The following is a 17,171-nucleotide window of genomic DNA, read 5'->3' on the forward strand; positions in this document are numbered from 1 at the left end:
GGTCAGCTCACCGAACGCAGCCGGTGCAGGGTGGACGGATCGAGATCGAGGGTCAGTTCGATCGGCCCGAGTTCGGTCGCGATGCGCGCGAACTCCGTCCCCCAGCGACTGGCGGTCTCGGCGCGGTGGATCAAACCCCAGCTCAGCGTGGGATTCTCGTCGATCGGCAGGTACACCGCCTCGCCACGGTCGTAGTACTTGATCGCCTGCCCACACGCGAAGGCCACCGCGTCGCCCGAGGTTACCGACCACAACACTTCCTCGCGGGTCGGGGAGGGCGCACCGGCTGGGCGGGCGTCCGGCGCCAGCGGCGAGAACGACTCTTCCCAATACTCCGGGATCGGCAGCCCGGACGGCAGGACGTCGTAGCCGGACAGCTCGGCCAGTGACACCGAGGCGCGCCCGGCCAGCGGGTGCGTCCGCCCGACGACCAGCACGATGGGCTCGCTGAACGCGACGGGTCCTTCGCGCAGGTCGGGTTCGCGCACGGGCAGCGCGAGCAGGGCCACGTCGACCTCGTCGCTGCGGATCAGCGCGAACGGGTCATCGATGCGCACCTCGCGCATCCGGAACTCGACGTGCGGGAAACGGTTACGGAACAGCGCGGTCATCGGCGCCAGGTCCTGCCACATCGGGCCGAGCACACCCAAGGTCAGCGTGTCCGGGCCGCCCCGCGCGAGGTTCGTCGCCGATTCGACGCCGTCGAGAATGCGGCGGTAACCGGCTTGCAGGTCGTCGCGGAGCTGTTCGCCCAGCGGCGTCAGGGTCACCTTGCGGCTGGTTCGCTCGAACAGTGGCGCACCGATTCGCCGCTCCTGCTTGGCGATCGTCTGACTCACCCGGGGCGTCGAAATATGCAACCGCTCCGCGGTACGGCCGAAATGCAACTCTTCGGCGAGGGTCAGGAAGATCTCGATGTCACGCAATTCCACTCCGTCATCGTTGCGATCGTTAACCCCGAGCGCAACTGTCGTTTCGTGATTGCTCATTGTTCGCAGGTTGCCGCGGCGGAAAACTATGAGTCACAAGGAAAACCGATCCGAGACGAGAGGGCACGACACGATGGCAGTCGTACGCACGCACCGATACACCGTCGTGACCGGCAAGCTGGCCCAGCTGCTCGAGCAGCGCACGCTGGTGCTGCGGGCCATTCGGTCGGCGAACGCGGCCTTCACCGCCGCCACCTTGATCCGCCAGGAAGACGGGTCCTACCTCGACATCTGGCGCTGGGAGTCGGCCGAGGGCATGCGCGGCGCGACGGCGAGTGCGCAGAGCTGCCCCCTCGCGACGGCGGCCGCGGCGCTGACCACCCAGCACAGCGTGGTCGACGGCAAAGTCCTCGACGATCGATAAACCGAAACATTCACTGCACGACCTGCGGACCGTGCGCAGAAAAGGAGATCATCATGGCTTGGAGCAAGCGAAACCGCCAGCTGCACCGCCAGCTGTCCATCATCTTCACCACGACCGTCATCGTCGCCTTCATCGGCGCCGCCCTCGGCCTCACCGAGACCGCGATGTGGCTGTTCTACCTGCCGCTGCCCCCACTGTTCTTGCTCATGGGCACCGGCTTGTACATGTTCGCGCAGCCCTACCGCACCAAGCGCCGCGCCGCGCGCCCGAACCTCGCCCAATAGTCCTGATCAGGTTAGATGGAGACACCATGACCACCGCCACGAAGAAGAAGAGCACCAAGCCCGCGCTGCCGGCCGCCGACAGCCACGATCTGATCCGGGTGCACGGTGCACGGGTGAACAACCTGCGCGATGTCAGCATCGAGATCCCCAAGCGCAGGCTGACGGTGTTCACCGGCGTCTCCGGCTCGGGTAAGAGCTCGCTGGTGTTCAGCACGATCGCCGCGGAGTCGCAGCGGCTGATCAACGAGACCTACAGCTCCTTCGTGCAAGGATTCATGCCCACGCTGGCCCGGCCCGAGGTCGACGTGCTCGAAGGCCTGACCACGGTGATCACCGTCGATCAGCAGCGGATGGGCGCCGACCCGCGCTCCACGGTCGGCACCGCGACCGACGCCAACGCGATGCTGCGCATCCTGTTCAGCCGGCTCGGTAAGCCGCATATCGGTTCGCCCCAGGCGTTTTCGTTCAACGTCGCCTCGATCAGCGGCGCGGGCGCGGTCACCATCGAGAAGGCCGGCCGGACCGTGAAGGAGCGGCGCAGCTTCAGCATCACCGGCGGCATGTGCCCGCGCTGTGAAGGCCGGGGCTCGGTCTCCGATATCGACCTGACTCAGCTCTACGACGACTCCAAATCGCTCGCCGAGGGCGCGTTCACCATTCCCGGTTGGAAATCCGACAGCTTCTGGACGGTACGGGTTTACGCCGAGTCCGGCTTCGTCGATCCGAACAAGCCGATTCGCAAGTACACCAAGAAAGAACTCAACGACTTCCTCTACAAAGAGCCGGTCAAGGTCAAGGTCGACGGCGTCAACCTCACCTACGAGGGCCTGATCCCGAAGATCCAGAAATCGTTCCTGTCCAAGGACCGCGAGGCGATGCAGCCGCACATCCGGGCATTCGTGGACCGGGCGGTCACCTTCACCACCTGCCCCGACTGCGACGGCACCCGGCTCAGCGCGGAGGCCCGCTCGTCGAAGATCAAGCGCAAGAACATCGCCGATCTCTGCGCGATGCAGATCAGCGACCTCGCCGAATGGGTCCGTGCGCTGGACGAGCCCTCGGTGAAACCGTTGCTCGACTCGCTGGTGCATACCCTCGATTCCTTCGTGGACATCGGTCTCGGCTACCTGTCGCTCGAACGGCCCTCCGGCACGCTGTCGGGCGGTGAAGCCCAGCGCGTCAAGATGATTCGTCACCTCGGGTCCGCGCTCACCGACGTCACCTACGTGTTCGACGAGCCGACCATCGGGCTGCACCCGCACGACATCCAGCGGATGAACGACCTGCTGCTGCAATTGCGCGACAAGGGCAACACGGTGCTCGTGGTGGAGCACAAGCCGGAGACGATCGCCATCGCCGACCATGTGGTCGATCTCGGCCCGGGCGCCGGTTCCGGCGGCGGCACAGTCTGTTTCGAGGGCACGGTCGAGGGGCTGCGGTCCAGCGGCACCATCACCGGCAAGCACTTCGACGACCGGGCCGCGCTGAAGGAGACGGTGCGAAAGTCGACCGGCGCGTTGGAGATTCGCGGTGCCAACCGGCACAACCTGCAGAACGTCGATGTCGACATCCCGCTCGGCGTGCTCTGTGTGATCACCGGCGTTGCGGGCTCCGGTAAGAGCTCGCTCGTGCACGGGTCGATCCCGGCCTCGGCGGGTGTGGTGGCGGTCGATCAGACACCGATCCGCGGTTCGCGGCGTAGTAACCCGGCGACCTACACCGGGCTGCTCGAACCCATCCGCAAGGCGTTCGCGAAGGCCAACGGCGTGAAGCCCGCGCTGTTCAGCTCGAACTCCGAGGGCGCGTGCCCCAACTGCAACGGCGCCGGGGTCATCTACACCGACCTGGGCATCATGGCGAGCATGGAAACCACCTGCGAGGTGTGCGAGGGCAAGCGGTTCGACGCCTCGGTGCTCGAGTACCACCTCGGCGGCCGCGACATCAGCGAGGTGCTCGCCATGTCGGTGACCGAGGCCGAAAAGTTCTTCGGCGCAGGCGAATCGCGTATTCCGGCCGCGCACGCCATCCTCGAGCGCCTGGTCGATGTCGGGCTCGGCTACCTCACCATCGGCCAGCCGCTCACCACGCTCTCCGGCGGCGAACGGCAGCGGTTGAAGCTGGCCACGCACATGGCCGACAAGGGCGGGGTCTACGTCCTCGACGAGCCGACCACCGGCCTGCACCTGGCCGACGTGGAGAACCTGCTCGCCCTGCTCGACCGGCTGGTCGAGTCCGGTAAGTCGGTCATCGTGATCGAGCATCACCAGGCCGTGATGGCGCACGCCGACTGGATCATCGACCTCGGGCCCGGCGCCGGGCACGACGGCGGCAAGATCGTCTTCGAGGGCACCCCCGCCGATCTGGTCGCGGCCCGCTCCACCCTCACCGGGGAGCACCTCGCCGAGTACGTCGGCGCCTGAGTCAGCACCGCGGACCGGCGGAGCCGATATCGGCTCCGCTGGTCCGTTGCGTTAGCCGTCGAGTCGCTTGTAAATGCCGACCGGCCGGTTTTTGGAAAATTGCCGTTATTTCTTCGACATATGACATGTCTCGGGCGTAGTCTGGGCTCTGGTAATTCAGCCGGGTGGAGTCGGGGAGAAATGCGTTCAATTCACGGGGGACATCGCTATCGTGGCTGCCTGGAATTCGCTGGACCTGCACTATCCGGCCGCGGCGTCGACCGGGTCGATGCCGTGTGGTGATTCGAGTGGGGACATACGGCAATGCCGCAAGAAGACAGAGTTCAGCAAAGATGTCGAGCTTCGAGACCGTCGAGTGGTGGCTTCAAAAGGGAACTTTCTCCGGAGACCAAAGAAGCCGTCAAAGATATCCATAACAGCAGGGACAATTGGCACGGACCGCTCGGATTGTTGGCCGACTGGCTGGTCATCATCGGCTCGGCCGTAGTTGTGGTCCACTTCGATTATCAACCGTTGGTGTACCTGGCCGGGGTGATCATCATCGCGGGCAGACAGCGCGCGCTGCGTAGCCTGATGCACGAGGCCAGCCACCTGAAACTCACTCGTCACGGGCCGGCCAACACGTGGCTCGGGCGGGTGTTCATCGCATGGCCGATCTTCTCCGGATTGTCGGCGTACACCTGTGCGCATTGCGAACATCACCGTCACCTCTGGGACGATCGCCGCGATCCGAAATTACTCGGCTATATGCGGCTCGGGCTGGTGAATCCCCGCGATATGAAGCAATTCGTGCGCAGGCACCTGTTGAAGCCGCTCTTGATGACGCATGTGCCGTATCAGGTGACGGCGGACCTCATCGGACGAGACGAGGATCGTAAGGAAACTCGCCTGCGATTCCTTTTCCTGTTTGCGGTGTCCGTAGCCTTCTTGGTGACCGGTGCCGGTCTGGAATTTCTGCTGCTGTGGGTGGTCCCATACGTGACCTTCTATCAAATTCTGCGGTACTGGAGTGATATCGCCGATCACGCCGGATTGCGGTCGGACAATCCATGGCAGGCGACGCGTAGTTGGGACGCGCCGTGGTTGGTGCGGCAATTCCTCGCACCGCACAATTCCAATTGGCACCTCGCACATCACCTGTACCCGGCGGTCCCGCACTACCGGATTCGCCAGCTGCACGAGACCTTGCAGGCGACACCGTCCTACCAGGACGCCCACCACTGTGACGGTTTCCTGTTCGCTCGCAACCGGTGTCAACCCGCGGTCGTGCAGGACGTGCTCCAGCCGGAACGATTGGCCGAGCTCCGGGCCCGTCATCCCGAACTCTGCGAACATCGCCGCGAGATGATGGCCGGATGCGCGCAGAGCTGCCCGGTGACCGCGCTGCGTTCAGCGGATCCGAGCGAAATCGTATGAGCCTCAGTGTGTCCCGAGCCGCTGAGCAACGCTCCGGTGCTTGGCTCGGGACGCTGCTGGCCTTGGGCTCCAGTGTCGCGGTCGGCTCCGCGATAGCCGCGACGACGGCGCTGACCGCGTTCCCGATCATGACCGGGCAAGCCGTGCGGTACGGGATCGCCGCCGCGTTGATGTTCGCCCTCTTCTGGGGGCGGCTGCCTCGGGTCAGCACGGCGCAGGCCACCAGGATCGGTGTGCTGGGGGCGACCGGACTCGCCGGCTTCAATATCTGCCTGGTGCTGGCGCTGCAACGGGTCGATGCGGGTGTGGTCGGTGCGGTTGTCGGTGCGGTGCCGGTGGTGCTCGCCCTCGCAGGTCCGCTCATGGCTCGTCGCTCGCCCTCGATGCGGGCGGTGCTGGCCGCGGGCATCGTGACCACGGGCGCGGTCGTCGTGCAATGGTCCGGTGCCGCAGCCGATCCGGTCGGACTGCTCCTCGCGGCGGGCGCCCTCGCGGGCGAGTGCGCCTTCTCGCTCGTGGCCATTCCGCTGGTGCGGGAGATCGGAGCGAAAGCTACGGCTACCTACGCCGCCACCGCCGGCGCGGTTCTCTGCGGAATCGTCGCGGTGCTGATCGAGGTGCCGGCCGCCCGGCTGCCCACGATGGGGGAATCGGCGGCGATCCTCTATCTCGCCGTGGTGGCGTCGGCCGGTGCCTTCCTCCTGTGGTACGCGGCGCTGGATCGCATCCCGGTGGAAACCGCCGGTGCCTTCGCCGGGGTGGTGCCCGTGTGCGCGTTGGTGACCGGCGTACTGCTGGGCGTCTCGGAAAGCTCGCCACTGCGGTTCGTCGGCGCCGGGATAGTTGGTATCGGAGTGGTGCTCGCCGCCCGAGGGGCCCGGCAGGTCAGCGCGGCGGGGTCGCCCTAGGTCAATCGATCGCCTGCTGCTCGTACCAGGTGCGCAACCGTTGCAGAGCAGCAGGCAGGGTGCCGTCGTTCAGCGCCGCGAGGATGATGCCGTCGCCGAAGCGCTCGCCGCGGATCACTGCGGTGAGCACCCGGGCGGCATCGGCGACGGGAGCGGTCTCTAGGCCTAGACCGCCCGGGTACGTGCTCTTCATGTCCCATTTCATCCACTCGAAGCCCACGATGGCACCGACGGCGTAGACGGCCTGGGTCATGCGATCGACCGCTTCGCTGTACTGGACGTAGGGCATACACAACGAGCCGTCGTGACTATTCGTCCGCCAGCTCCCCAGGGATTGCGGGTCCTCGGTGTGGATTTCGTCTACGGCAGACCACAATTGGTGCCAGGCTTCCTGGGGCGCGGCGCGCAGGGCCGATTCGATGGCGGGATTGTCGCTGGGATCCGGATGGTAGGGGTTGGCGCGTAATTCGGCCTCGGCGCGCTGTCGTTCTCGGTTGAATTCCTCGAACTGCGCCTTGATCCTCGCTGTTTCCGCAACGGTGTGGCCGGGGTAGACCTCTGCCGCGCTCTTGCCGAACAGTCGTTTCCACAATCCCGCCACGGTGACACCCTGTCAGATCATGCGGTCATTCGCGACTGCCTCGGGCGCTCAGGGCGCGGATCGGGCCGATGAGTGTGCGGTAGATGGGGCGCACGAAGCGGCCGGGGAGGTAGCGGTGACGTTCCTCCTGCCAGACGCGGGCTCTGCGGTGGGCGGCGAGGGGGGACCAGCGTTCCGGATCCACGGGCTCGGTGGCGTGGAATTCGATGCGGCACAGGTGCTTCGTGTTGACGTAGCCGTACTGGTGGGGGCTGACCAGTCGGATGGGAGCGCCGTGGTCGCCGTTCAAAGGCTGGCCGTCGAGACGGTCGGCGATGAGCACATCGGCGGTCAGGGCGTCCTCGAGCAGCACGATCGCGCGGTGGCCGTCGAGGCCTTCGAAGACAACGTGGCTGATGATCGCGCCGGACTGGAGCAGCGGTTCGATCCGCGTGCGGTAGAGGGGCTCGAACGCGGTTCCTTCCCAGCGCAGGCCGGTGGCCGACCATCCTGCGACACAGTGGAAGTCGGCATCGAGCTGCTTCCGCGGCATGTTCGCGAGTTCGGCCACCGACAGCGTGAGGGTCTCGGTCAGGGGTCCGCTGATCTCGATCGCGGGGTCGGCGGGGACCGGCGGCGGAGGGTGATGCAGATGGGTGCCGAAGCGCGGGAATCCGTCGACGGCTCGTTGGCCCGGGGGAAGTGTCATGTCGATCCTCGTTCTATACGACGTTGTATATGCGGGACGCGTTGGGCGCTATGAGTATTCTGGGCGATAGGCACCTATCAGTGCGCTGTGAGAAACCTAACGTGGGTGGAGCAGTTAGGGATTCGTCGAAGGGGGACTAGGCTTTGTCATGTTTCGGAGAGATGACTATCCGGCCCGGTGTGCTGTCGTATCGTGGCGGTTTGTCGCGGGCGAAGATGTATGCCCACCATTCGGTTCGTTCCCCAGCTGGTCAGGATGACCGGCGTGCGGTCCGGTCCAGCTCGGCCGCGATTGCCTGCCGCAGTGCGGAATGCCGCGGACCGAGCGCGTATCGCTCGTCGCTCCAATTTTCGCGGGGGTACTGCAAACCCGGCGTCCAATCTCCGCAGCACAGTAGGGTTTTCGCCGCGCAGGGCGCTGCCTATACGGTCAGTGCGAAAGTCTGCACTCATCGCGGCTGAACCCAGCCTTTCGTCTGGCTTACGCGAGGCGGACTTCGGCCGTGGCGAGGCCGAAGATTTTGCGGCCTGCGGATTTTGCGACGAGGACGAGGACGGCGGAGCGGGTTTCGGGGTCGAGGGATTTGACGCGGGCGGTGAATTCGACGGTGCCGATGGAGCGGGCGTCGACGACGGTGTAGTTGGAGAGGCGGACGCCGTAGCGGGTCATGGCGCCCGGGTCGCCGAGCCAGTCGGTGAGGAAGCCGGCGCCGAGGCCCATGGTGAGCATGCCGTGGGCGATCACGTCGGGCAGGCCGGTCAGGGTGGCGATGGCGTCGTGCCAGTGGATGGGGTTGGCATCGCCGGCGACACCGGCGTAGTTCACGAGGTCGCCGCGGGTGAGTTGGTTGGTGCGGGGCGGGAGTTCGTCGCCGACGGTGAGATCCTCGAAACGGATCGTGGTGCGTGGGAGTCGCGTTCGGGAGACCTCGGACAGGCTCGTGCTGGGGGCGGTGGTCCGGGTGGAGTCGCCGGGGGTGCGCGCGGCGGCCGCGGCGCGGGAGGGGATTTCGATGCCGTGCATGATCACGCGCTCGATCGCGTCGCCGATCCCGGCGGCGACGTCGTTGCCGGTGATGCCCGCGACGGTGGTGTGCATGACCTGCACGACCCGCCCGGTCTGGTCGGTGAAGGTGTTCTTGATGGTGAGCAGGTCGTTGCCCGCGATGCGGCGCACCGACGCGAGCTCGACATCGCTGGTCAGCCGATCACCGGTCACTACCGGCTGGTACATCTCGAAGACCTGATCGGTCTGCACGAAGACGTCGTATCCGGTGATGACGGACTCGAAGAGCTTGCGGTTGGCCAGCATCGCGGGGATCGAGACGAACGTGGTCGGCGCGACCAAACCGGCGTAGCCGAGCTCGTCGGCGGCGTCCTCGCTCCAGTGCGCCGGATGGAAATCCTGCACCGCACGCGCGTATTCGCGGATCTTCTCCCGGCCGACCTCGTAGTAGTCGTCAGCACGATAGTGATGCCCGACCAATGCGGCCACATCGAACGTCGCTTCCATCAAGCCGCTCCTCGTTGCAGATCCCCGCGCACATCGTAAACGGCCCATGCAGCACGGAACCCACTGGCGGTCAATCGAGCCAGATCGCGAGTTCGTCGGCGCGCGGGTTGGACACGGCGTGGGACCGCGGAGCGTCGAAGGTCATGACGGTCCGGGTGCCTGCGTCGTAGGGAGCCCAGCAGGGTGTACGTCCGTACGCGAAATCGACCCAGATGTGGTGCATTTCGGAGGCGAGCGTCTGCGGCGGAACGTCGGCGCCGACCAGCATCGGTGTGCCCTCGGCGGTCAACGTGTCGAAGACGAAGGCGATTTCGAGTGCGTGGCAGGCGCGCAGGTCCAGATGACTAGTGGGCCAGGCGAATTCGTAGACGTGCGCGGTGGCGGCGGCTTCGGCCACGCGGGCTGCGGGGAGCCGGAACGCCCAGTCGGTGAGGATGGCGGACAGCAGGTCGCCGGGGCTCGCGGTGGGACGGTTGGCTGCATAGATGTCGGCGATGGCGGGGTCGAGTCCTCGGGCAGCGAGCGTTTTGGCGAGCAGTTCCGGAGTCAGCGTGGCGGTGAGTCCCGCGGCCGCCGTGTACAGCCGGAATTCGTCGGTGGTGCTGCCGACGATGAGCGGGATGTCGTGCGCCGCGCCCCCGGCGATGGCGTCGAGGGGGAGTTGGGTGAGGCTGTGGCCGTCGATCGTGGGAACGAAAGCCATCATGCCCAACCCTGCGGCAATGGATGACTCGCCCCAACGGCGGGGGAGCTGTTGGAACATGAAGTCGAGCACTAAATTTCGCTCTGCCTCGAGCAGCGCGGGGATATCGGCGTCTTCAGGAGCAGTCGAGAGTCGCCTGACGAAATCGGCGGCGACCAGGCGCGCGTCCTCGAGAGTGGAGGCGATGGTGCCGTTGCCGCTCTGAATGATCGCGCGCTGGAACAAACCCGTGGCCAACGGTGAGGCGATCAACGTGGCGACGCTCATGGCACCCGCGGATTCGCCGAAGATGGTGACTCGCTCGGGGTCCCCGCCGAACGACGCGATATTGTCGCGAACCCACTGCAAGGCGGCGATCTGGTCGAGCAGACCGCGATTGGCCGGGTACCCGTCGATCGCCGCGAAACCGATAGCCCCGAGGCGATAGTTGATGCTGACCAGCACCACGCCGTCACGGGCGAAGGCGTGCCCGTCGTACACCGAGACGGCGCTGGAGCCGACCCGGAAGGCCCCACCGTGAATCCACACCATCACCGGCAGGTCCGAGGCCGTCGGATCGGGGGTCCACACATTGAGATTCAGAAACTCGGGCCCGTCGATGATCGGGTTGTGCAAGATCGAGCTCAATGGCTCCGGGTAGCCCAGTTGCGGCGCGGTCGGCCCGAAGCGGGTCGCATCCCGTTCCCCATCCCAGCTGGGCGCGGGTCCCGGCGCCTGAAACAGCGCGGCACCCAATGGCGCTGCCGCATAGGGTATTCCGAGGAAAGCGGACACCGACCCGGTGGCATTGCCGCGGACTTTGCCCTGGGATAGCGCGACTACTGACGCATGCATCAAGATTCCTCACCTCGCCGACGACACCTTGAACGTCTCACACCGGACCGGGTCACTAGGGTGGAATGATGCGGATCTTTCTGGCCGGCGCGACCGGCGTCATCGGAACACGGTTGGTCCCGCTGCTGGTAGAGGCCGGGCACGAGGTCGCGGGCATGACCCGATCGGCCGCCAAAGCCGACCAGGTACGTGACGCCGGGGCGGTACCGGTGATCTGCGACGTCTACGACCTGGACGCGTTGACCGCGGCCGTCATCGACTTCCGCCCCGACCTGGTGATGCACCAGCTGACCGATCTCCCCGACGACGCCACCCTGCTCCCGGACCGCGCCGAGGCGAACGCACGCATCCGCACCGAGGGCACCCGCAACCTCATCGCCGCCGCCCGCGCCGCCGGAGCCAAGCGGTTCCTGGCGCAGAGCATCGCCTGGGAACCGGCGGGCGGCCGCGGACAGGTCATCCAGGACCACGAGGCCGCCGTCCTCGACATCGACGGTGTCGTCGTGAAATACGGCCAGTTTTACGGCCCCGGCACCTATTACGAAGACCAGCACCCACCACATCCTCGGGTGCACGTATACGACGCTGCGGCACGGACCATTCCGCTACTCGAGGCGTCGACCGGCGTGATCATCGTCGCCGACGTGGCCTAACCCGCCGGGCCTCGCGCTGCGGCGCAGCGAATCCGTTGTCCGCGTCAGGCGATAGGCTGCGGCAATGCGCGGCGCGCATAGGCACGGACATCGGCGTCCACATCGTCGACGGCCCGCTCCAGCGCCGCTAACGCCTCGCTGCTGTCCGGCCAGGTGGTCAACGCGAGCACCGCCGCCTTGCGAACGTCGAGATGCGGGTCTCCCAAAGCTGCTGCCAAGACGGGCACGGCGGCCTCCGCGCCGCCACCGGCCAGGCCACGGGCCGCACCGACGCGGACCTGCCAGGCCGAATGACGCAGTGCGGCAGACAGCTCGGTGATATCGGCCGAGTCCGCGCCGAGCACGGCGAATGCCGCGAGGGCGGCGGCACGGACGAGCGGATCGTGGTCCCCGGCCAGCCTCCGGATGACCTCGGTACCGCCGTCACCGATGGCGGCCAGACCCTGCGCCACCGCGATCCTGACCTCACGGATGTCGTCACCGGCCACGGAAGCGACCGCCGCCCGATCATCGAGCGACACCAGCGCGCGCACCGCTTCGATCCGCACGCGATGGTCCGAATCCGACAGTGCCGCTACATAGTCCGGTGCCGGCCCGGCGCGCAACGCACGCAGCAGATCGATGACGGTGGCACGCACGACGGGATCCGGCGACCCGAGTCGGTCGGACAGCCCGACTGGCGAGGGCAATACCTCGACGAGCTCCCGCAGGCTCGCCGCGGCCGCCCGGCGGACCGAGGCAGCGTCATCGTCGAGCGCGTCGATAAGCACCGCCGCGAACCCGTCCGGTGTGTTCTCGGTGAGCACGGAGATCGCCGCGACCCGCACGCCGCTGTCTTCATCGGTGAGGTAACTCGACAACTCCGACACGGTCGGCGCATCGAGGGCGAGCAGCGCGACGTGGCGAGGCGACGGGGGCGCGACGGTCTCCCGAATCGGGCCGACCGCATCGGCCTGCTGTGGCGCACGGCCGCCGCGTGGGGCGGGCTGGTGCACCGGGATGATCGTGGCATCGGCGGAGGTCAGATCGTCGAGGCCGGGAACAGGAACCAGGTACGGCGCGACGGGACGCTTGTGGAATTCCATTGTGCCGTTGGCGTTCTTGCGAAGGTTGAGGTGGTAGCGCCACGCCACATCGTCACGTTCGGGCAGGTCGGCCCGCTCGTGATAGAGCCCCCACCGAGATTCGGTGCGAGTCAGCGAGCTGCGGGCGGCCATTTCCGCGCAGTCGCGGATGAACGACACCTCGACGGCCCGCATCAGCTCGTGCGGGGTCTGCGCCCCGATCTCGGCGATCTCCGCACGCATCCGGTCGAAGGTCTCGACCGCGATCGAGAGCTTGGCGGCGGTCTTCGGCGGCGCCACATAGTCGTTGACGAACCGGCGCAGCTTGTACTCCACCTGCGGCTGCGGCGGACCCTCCGGATGACGCAGCGGCCGATAGATCAGCTCGTGCGCCTCGGCCAGTTGATCCTCGGGCAATACCTCCGGTGCCGCGATCTCGGCGAGTGTCGACGCGGCATGCGCGCCGGCGAGATCGCCGAAGACGAACGCGCCGATCATGTAGTTGTGCGGCACGCACGCCAGGTCGCCCGCCGCGTAGAGGCCGGGCACCGTGGTGCGCGCATGCTCGTCCACCCACACGCCCGATGCGGAATGCCCGCCGCACAGGCCTATTTCGGAGATGTGCATCTCGATGTCGTGCGTGCGGTAGTCGTGCCCACGGTTGGCGTGGAAGGTGCCCCGGGTCGGCCGCTCGGTGGTGTGCAGAATCCCCTCCAGCGTCGTGAGCGTCTCGTCCGGCAGATGCGAAACCTTGAGATAGATGGGGCCGCGCGCGGATTCGATCTCTCGCTTCACCTCCGCCATCATCGCCCCCGACCAGTAGTCGGAGTCGACGAAACGCTCACCCTGTGCGTTCACCTGATAGCCGCCGAACGGGTTGGCCACATAGGCGCAGGCCGGCCCGTTGTAATCCTTGATGAGCGGGTTGATCTGAAAGCACTCGATCCCGCTGAGTTCCGCGCCCGCGTGGTAGGCCATCGAATAGCCGTCACCCGCGTTCGTCGGATTCTCGTAGGTGCCATACAGATAACCCGAGGCGGGCAGGCCGAGTCGACCGCACGGGCCGGTGGCCAGGATCACCGACTTGGCGCCGACCGCCACGAATGCACCGGTGCGCGTATGCAATGCGGCCGCGCCCACCGCGCGTCCACCGTCGGTGAGTACGCGGACCGGCATCAGCCGGTTCTCGATCCGGATCTTCTCCCGCATCTTCCGCTGCCGCAGTACGCGATACAGCGCCTTCTTGACGTCCTTGCCCTCCGGCATGGGCAGCACGTAGGAACCGGAGCGATGCACCCGGCGCACCGCGTATTCGCCGTACTCGTCCTTCTCGAACTTCACGCCGTAGCGCTCCAGCCGCTGCACCATGGCGAAGCCGCGGGTCGCGGTCTGATACACCGTGCGCTGGTCGACGATTCCGTCGTTGGCCCTGGTGATTTCGGCGACGTAATCCGCCGGCTCAGCCTTGCCGGGGATGACGGCATTGTTCACACCGTCCATCCCCATCGCCAGCGCCCCCGAGTGCCGTACGTGCGCCTTCTCCAGCAGCAGCACATCCGCGCCTGCCTCGGCGGCGGTGAGCGCGGCCATGGTGCCGGCGGTGCCGCCGCCGATGACGAGCACATCGCAGTCCAGCCGGATCCGATCGGACAGCTCCGGAATGTTCACAGTTTCTCCAAGATTCGGGCCCGCACAGCGCGCCGGTCGACCTGCTGACGCGGGTTCGGCACCTCGACGACCGCACGGAGCGTGCCGCCGCCGAGCACGGCGATGCGATCGCCGAGCAGCAGTGCCTCGTCCAGATCGTGGGTGACGAAGACGATGGTGGTCGGGTGTGCGCGCCAGGTGTCGATCAGCAAGCGCTGCATGGTCGCCCGGGTTTGGGTGTCGAGGGCGCCGAACGGTTCGTCCATGAGTACTGCGCGGGGCGCACCGGCGAGGCTGCGCGCCAACTGCACTCGTTGGCGCATGCCGCCGGACAGATCCCGCGGCAGGAAGTCGGCATAACCGGTCAGCCCGATCTCGCGCAGCCAATGCTCGACCCGCTCTTTGCGGATGCCGCGCGGCAGGCCACGCAGCCGCAGCGGTAATTCGATGTTCTGGCGGACGGTGCGCCACGGCAGCAGCGCGTCGTCCTGGAACACCAGCGCGCGCTCGGCCGAGGGCCCGGTGACCGTTGCGTCATCGGCCAGCACGGCGCCCGCCTGCGGGGTCCGCAATCCGGCGAGCGCGCGCAACACGGTGGACTTGCCGCAGCCGGATTTGCCGACCAGAACCAGTATTTCGCCGGGCGCGATCTCGAGATCGAGCTGATCGATGACGGTCCGGTCACCGTAGGAGATCCGGATACCGTTGAGGCTCAGCCGCATTCCGATGGTGTCGAGCGGAGCGGTCGTGGTCATGCGGACACCTCTCTGGGGAGCCAGCGGGTGATTCTGCGGCCGGTCAACTCGACGATTCCCGAGGTGCCGAAGCCGAGGATGCCGATGGTGATCATGCCGACGAACACGGCCGGATAATCGACGATGGTGTAGGCCTGCCAGGTGCGATAGCCGACGCCGAGCCGGCCCGAGATCATCTCGGCCGAGATGAGACAGATCCACGCCACGCCCATCCCCACCGAGAGACCGCTGAATACACCGGGCAGAATTCCCGGAAAGACCACGCGCACAAGGACGCCCGCACGCGATGCACCCAGCGTGCGTACCGCGTCCTCCCAGACGGTCGGCAGCGCGCGCACCGCATGCCTGGTGCTGACCAGTACCGGGAACACCGACGCGGTGAAGGTGATGAACACCATGCCGGATTCGTCGCTCGGGAACATCAGGATCGCCACCGGGACCAGCGCGATCGCGGGAATCGGGCGCGCCAGTTCGGTGAGCGGGCCGAAGATGTCGGCCAGCAGCCGGGAGCGGCCGAGCCCGATTCCGGCGAGGATGCCGACCGCCGCCGCGAGACCGAAGCCGGTCACGATCCGGATCAGTGACTGGGCGATGTCCAGGTAGTACTGGTGCGAGCCCAGGTGTTCGCCGAATTCGGCGATGATCTCGGTGACGGTGGGGAGCGTGTCGAAACGCAGTCCGGCGCGGACGTTGTTGGCGGTGAGCAGTTGCCACAGGCCGACCGCGGCGGCGACCGATGCCACGCGGATCGCGCGGGACCGCCAGAGGGGGAGTCCCGTGCGTGCGGTGTCCGTGCTGTAGTCGTCGATCGAGCCGGTAGCAGGAGTTGTTACCGCATTCGCGGGAAGCGCTTGCGTTCGCTCAGTGGCAGCATTGGTCGCCGGGGCTTCGGTGGTCATCCGCGAACTTCCGTGACGGCTTGCTCATAAGAAACAGTGACCGCGCCCGGATGCCCTTGCCGATACCGGTGCACGGCAGCCGGTGTCGTGAACGGCAGCAAAGCGGCACTGTCGCGTACCCAGATCGCCTTGTCGGCGAACCACCGCGTACCGAGTTCGGCATCGGGGAGATAAGCGGCCCGGATGACCTTGCCTTGCGCCTTGGCGACCTGCACCGCCCGCAGCAGGCACACCGCGTCGGCAGCCGGTTGCGGCCGTTCGGCACCATCCAGCCAGATCTCGCCCGCCGCGGCAGCATCCGTCACGGCCCGACCGCAGATCGGATCGGTGCCGCTGACCTGACTCGGATTGGCGGTCGACGCCATCGATCTGTCGTAGTCGCCGAACCCGTTCTCGGCGAACGCCTTGCGCAGCGGCGTACTGTCGACGAAGCCGTCGATATCCAGCTCGGCGAAGTCACCGATCGACTTCAGGTACCGCACGTCATCTTTGAACGCGTCGATCAGACTCGGCTTGAGCGTGGTGTCGAAATGCGTTCCGCCCGGCCCGTTGTAGAGGTAGACAACCTCCTGTGGCAGCCCCGAACCGTCGGCGACGATCTTCGCGGCCTCGAACGGCTTGTCCCGCAGGAACGCGGTCGCATCCAGCTGGGCCGCCAGAAACGCCTGCAACACCTCCGGGTGCTCGGCGGTGTACGCCCGGCGGGCCACGACGCCGTGGAAGGTCGGCACACCCAGTTCCGCGCCGTCGTAGAGCAGTTTGGCCTTGTTCTGGAACACCAGCAGCCCCGGCCATGCGACGAACTGCGAAAGTGCCTGCACCTGATGCGATTCCAGCGCCGTCGCGCCGATCTGCGGCTGCTGGTTCAGCACCTCGACCCCCTTGCTCGCATCGATGCCCGCCCGGGTCAGCGCCTGCACCAGCGTGCCGTGCCCGGCCGAGCCCACGCTGGCCGAAACCTTCTGCCCGGCGAGGTCATTGATGCTCGTCGCGGCCGAATCCGGCGGCACGACGACCATATTGAGCGCGCCCTTCGGGTTGTACCCGGTCACCGAGACGAGCGCGGTCTTGGCTCGCTCATTGGCCTGGGTGCGAGATCCGTTGATCAGCAACGGATAATCGCCCATCGACCCGATATCGATCTTCTCCGCGACCATCTGCGCGGTGATCGGCGCGCCGGTGTCGTAGTCCTGCCACTCGACGTGATACTTCGCACCACCCCGGTCGGTGAGCTGTTGCAGTCGCCGTTCCAGATACCCCTGTGCCTTCAGTAAGGTGCCGGCGGTGACGGTGTTGATGGTCTTGGACTGATAGCCGATGACGACCTTGACGGTGCCGGACGGGGTGTCGCCGGAACTCTCGAGTGAGCAGCCCGCGAGGGTGAGCGCGGTGGCGAGCAGGAGGGGAACGAGGCGTACTTTCATCAGACTTCCA

General features: G+C 66.6%; 15 protein-coding genes. 6 read left to right on the top strand and 9 right to left on the bottom strand.

What is annotated here, in order from left to right; all coding sequences use genetic code 11:
• Positions 1 to 2 precede the first annotated feature (2 nt).
• On the bottom strand, positions 3 to 989 hold the full coding sequence (locus tag DMB37_RS38665) for a LysR family transcriptional regulator (RefSeq protein ID WP_206055122.1): 987 nt from the start codon (positions 987 to 989) through the stop codon (positions 3 to 5).
• Positions 990 to 1,062: 73 nt separating this feature from the next.
• Between DMB37_RS38665 and DMB37_RS38670 the strand changes: the two genes are divergently transcribed.
• The 5 genes from DMB37_RS38670 to DMB37_RS38690 all read left to right on the top strand — a co-directional run bounded on the left by DMB37_RS38670 (position 1,063) and on the right by DMB37_RS38690 (position 6,381).
• Positions 1,063 to 1,353, top strand: coding sequence for a hypothetical protein (locus DMB37_RS38670; protein WP_135236955.1), 291 nt, complete (start codon positions 1,063 to 1,065; stop codon positions 1,351 to 1,353).
• A 53-nt stretch (positions 1,354 to 1,406) separates the two neighbouring features.
• Complete coding sequence (locus tag DMB37_RS38675; protein ID WP_135236956.1) at positions 1,407 to 1,637, top strand: hypothetical protein; 231 nt, start codon at positions 1,407 to 1,409, stop codon at positions 1,635 to 1,637.
• A 26-nt stretch (positions 1,638 to 1,663) separates the two neighbouring features.
• Positions 1,664 to 4,057, top strand: a complete 2,394-nt coding sequence (locus DMB37_RS38680; RefSeq protein ID WP_135236957.1) for an excinuclease ABC subunit UvrA — start codon at positions 1,664 to 1,666, stop codon at positions 4,055 to 4,057.
• Positions 4,058 to 4,504: 447 nt separating this feature from the next.
• The gene (locus DMB37_RS38685) at positions 4,505 to 5,473 is read left to right on the top strand and encodes a fatty acid desaturase family protein (protein WP_167769076.1); all 969 of its coding nucleotides are present in this window, start codon (positions 4,505 to 4,507) and stop codon (positions 5,471 to 5,473) included.
• A gap of 8 nt (positions 5,474 to 5,481) precedes the next feature.
• Positions 5,482 to 6,381 (top strand): DMT family transporter, encoded by a 900-nt coding sequence (locus DMB37_RS38690; protein ID WP_167769077.1) that lies wholly within the window; start codon positions 5,482 to 5,484, stop codon positions 6,379 to 6,381.
• A 1-nt stretch (position 6,382) separates the two neighbouring features.
• Here DMB37_RS38690 and DMB37_RS38695 read toward each other — a convergent pair whose 3' ends face one another.
• The 4 genes from DMB37_RS38695 to DMB37_RS38715 form a co-directional block, all read right to left on the bottom strand.
• Positions 6,383 to 6,982, bottom strand: a complete 600-nt coding sequence (locus DMB37_RS38695; RefSeq protein ID WP_135236960.1) for a DUF6508 domain-containing protein — start codon at positions 6,980 to 6,982, stop codon at positions 6,383 to 6,385.
• Positions 6,983 to 7,007: 25 nt separating this feature from the next.
• Positions 7,008 to 7,670, bottom strand: a complete 663-nt coding sequence (locus tag DMB37_RS38700; protein ID WP_135236961.1) for a molybdopterin-dependent oxidoreductase — start codon at positions 7,668 to 7,670, stop codon at positions 7,008 to 7,010.
• A gap of 480 nt (positions 7,671 to 8,150) precedes the next feature.
• Entirely contained in the window at positions 8,151 to 9,182 is a 1,032-nt protein-coding gene (locus DMB37_RS38710) for a fused (3R)-hydroxyacyl-ACP dehydratase subunits HadA/HadB (protein WP_135236962.1), read from the bottom strand.
• A gap of 70 nt (positions 9,183 to 9,252) precedes the next feature.
• Positions 9,253 to 10,719, bottom strand: coding sequence for a carboxylesterase/lipase family protein (locus DMB37_RS38715; protein ID WP_135236963.1), 1,467 nt, complete (start codon positions 10,717 to 10,719; stop codon positions 9,253 to 9,255).
• A 68-nt stretch (positions 10,720 to 10,787) separates the two neighbouring features.
• Here DMB37_RS38715 and DMB37_RS38720 point away from each other — a divergent pair, with 68 nt between their 5' ends.
• Positions 10,788 to 11,372, top strand: a complete 585-nt coding sequence (locus DMB37_RS38720) for an NAD(P)-dependent oxidoreductase (protein ID WP_135236964.1) — start codon at positions 10,788 to 10,790, stop codon at positions 11,370 to 11,372.
• Between the two features lie 44 nt (positions 11,373 to 11,416).
• Here DMB37_RS38720 and DMB37_RS38725 read toward each other — a convergent pair whose 3' ends face one another.
• Genes DMB37_RS38725 through DMB37_RS38740 form a run of 4 tightly spaced genes read right to left on the bottom strand, consistent with a single transcriptional unit; the run spans position 11,417 to position 17,161 of the window.
• The gene (locus DMB37_RS38725; RefSeq protein ID WP_135236965.1) at positions 11,417 to 14,104 is read right to left on the bottom strand and encodes a fumarate reductase/succinate dehydrogenase flavoprotein subunit; all 2,688 of its coding nucleotides are present in this window, start codon (positions 14,102 to 14,104) and stop codon (positions 11,417 to 11,419) included.
• Positions 14,101 to 14,838, bottom strand: coding sequence for an ABC transporter ATP-binding protein (locus DMB37_RS38730; RefSeq protein ID WP_135236966.1), 738 nt, complete (start codon positions 14,836 to 14,838; stop codon positions 14,101 to 14,103). The genes DMB37_RS38725 and DMB37_RS38730 overlap by 4 nt, the downstream gene beginning before the upstream one ends.
• The gene (locus DMB37_RS38735; protein ID WP_135236967.1) at positions 14,835 to 15,737 is read right to left on the bottom strand and encodes an ABC transporter permease; all 903 of its coding nucleotides are present in this window, start codon (positions 15,735 to 15,737) and stop codon (positions 14,835 to 14,837) included. The genes DMB37_RS38730 and DMB37_RS38735 overlap by 4 nt, the downstream gene beginning before the upstream one ends.
• Positions 15,734 to 17,161, bottom strand: coding sequence for an ABC transporter substrate-binding protein (locus DMB37_RS38740; protein ID WP_135236968.1), 1,428 nt, complete (start codon positions 17,159 to 17,161; stop codon positions 15,734 to 15,736). Before DMB37_RS38740 ends, DMB37_RS38735 begins: the two co-directional genes overlap by 4 nt.
• Positions 17,162 to 17,171: the final 10 nt, after the last annotated feature.

The organism is Nocardia sp. CS682 (genome assembly GCF_004634405.1).
Lineage (GTDB): Bacteria > Actinomycetota > Actinomycetes > Mycobacteriales > Mycobacteriaceae > Nocardia > Nocardia ninae.

Bases quoted from the DNA above. Each gene is read 5' to 3' on its own strand.
- DMB37_RS38665 (WP_206055122.1), bottom strand. From the start codon at position 989: ATGAGCAATCACGAAACGACAGTTGCGCTCGGGGTTAACGATCGCAAC.
- DMB37_RS38670 (WP_135236955.1), top strand. From the start codon at position 1,063: ATGGCAGTCGTACGCACGCACCGATACACCGTCGTGACCGGCAAGCTG.
- DMB37_RS38675 (WP_135236956.1), top strand. From the start codon at position 1,407: ATGGCTTGGAGCAAGCGAAACCGCCAGCTGCACCGCCAGCTGTCCATC.
- DMB37_RS38680 (WP_135236957.1), top strand. From the start codon at position 1,664: ATGACCACCGCCACGAAGAAGAAGAGCACCAAGCCCGCGCTGCCGGCC.
- DMB37_RS38700 (WP_135236961.1), bottom strand. From the start codon at position 7,670: ATGACACTTCCCCCGGGCCAACGAGCCGTCGACGGATTCCCGCGCTTC.
- DMB37_RS38710 (WP_135236962.1), bottom strand. From the start codon at position 9,182: ATGGAAGCGACGTTCGATGTGGCCGCATTGGTCGGGCATCACTATCGT.
- DMB37_RS38715 (WP_135236963.1), bottom strand. From the start codon at position 10,719: ATGCATGCGTCAGTAGTCGCGCTATCCCAGGGCAAAGTCCGCGGCAAT.
- DMB37_RS38720 (WP_135236964.1), top strand. From the start codon at position 10,788: ATGCGGATCTTTCTGGCCGGCGCGACCGGCGTCATCGGAACACGGTTG.
- DMB37_RS38730 (WP_135236966.1), bottom strand. From the start codon at position 14,838: ATGACCACGACCGCTCCGCTCGACACCATCGGAATGCGGCTGAGCCTC.
- DMB37_RS38735 (WP_135236967.1), bottom strand. From the start codon at position 15,737: ATGACCACCGAAGCCCCGGCGACCAATGCTGCCACTGAGCGAACGCAA.
- DMB37_RS38740 (WP_135236968.1), bottom strand. From the start codon at position 17,161: ATGAAAGTACGCCTCGTTCCCCTCCTGCTCGCCACCGCGCTCACCCTC.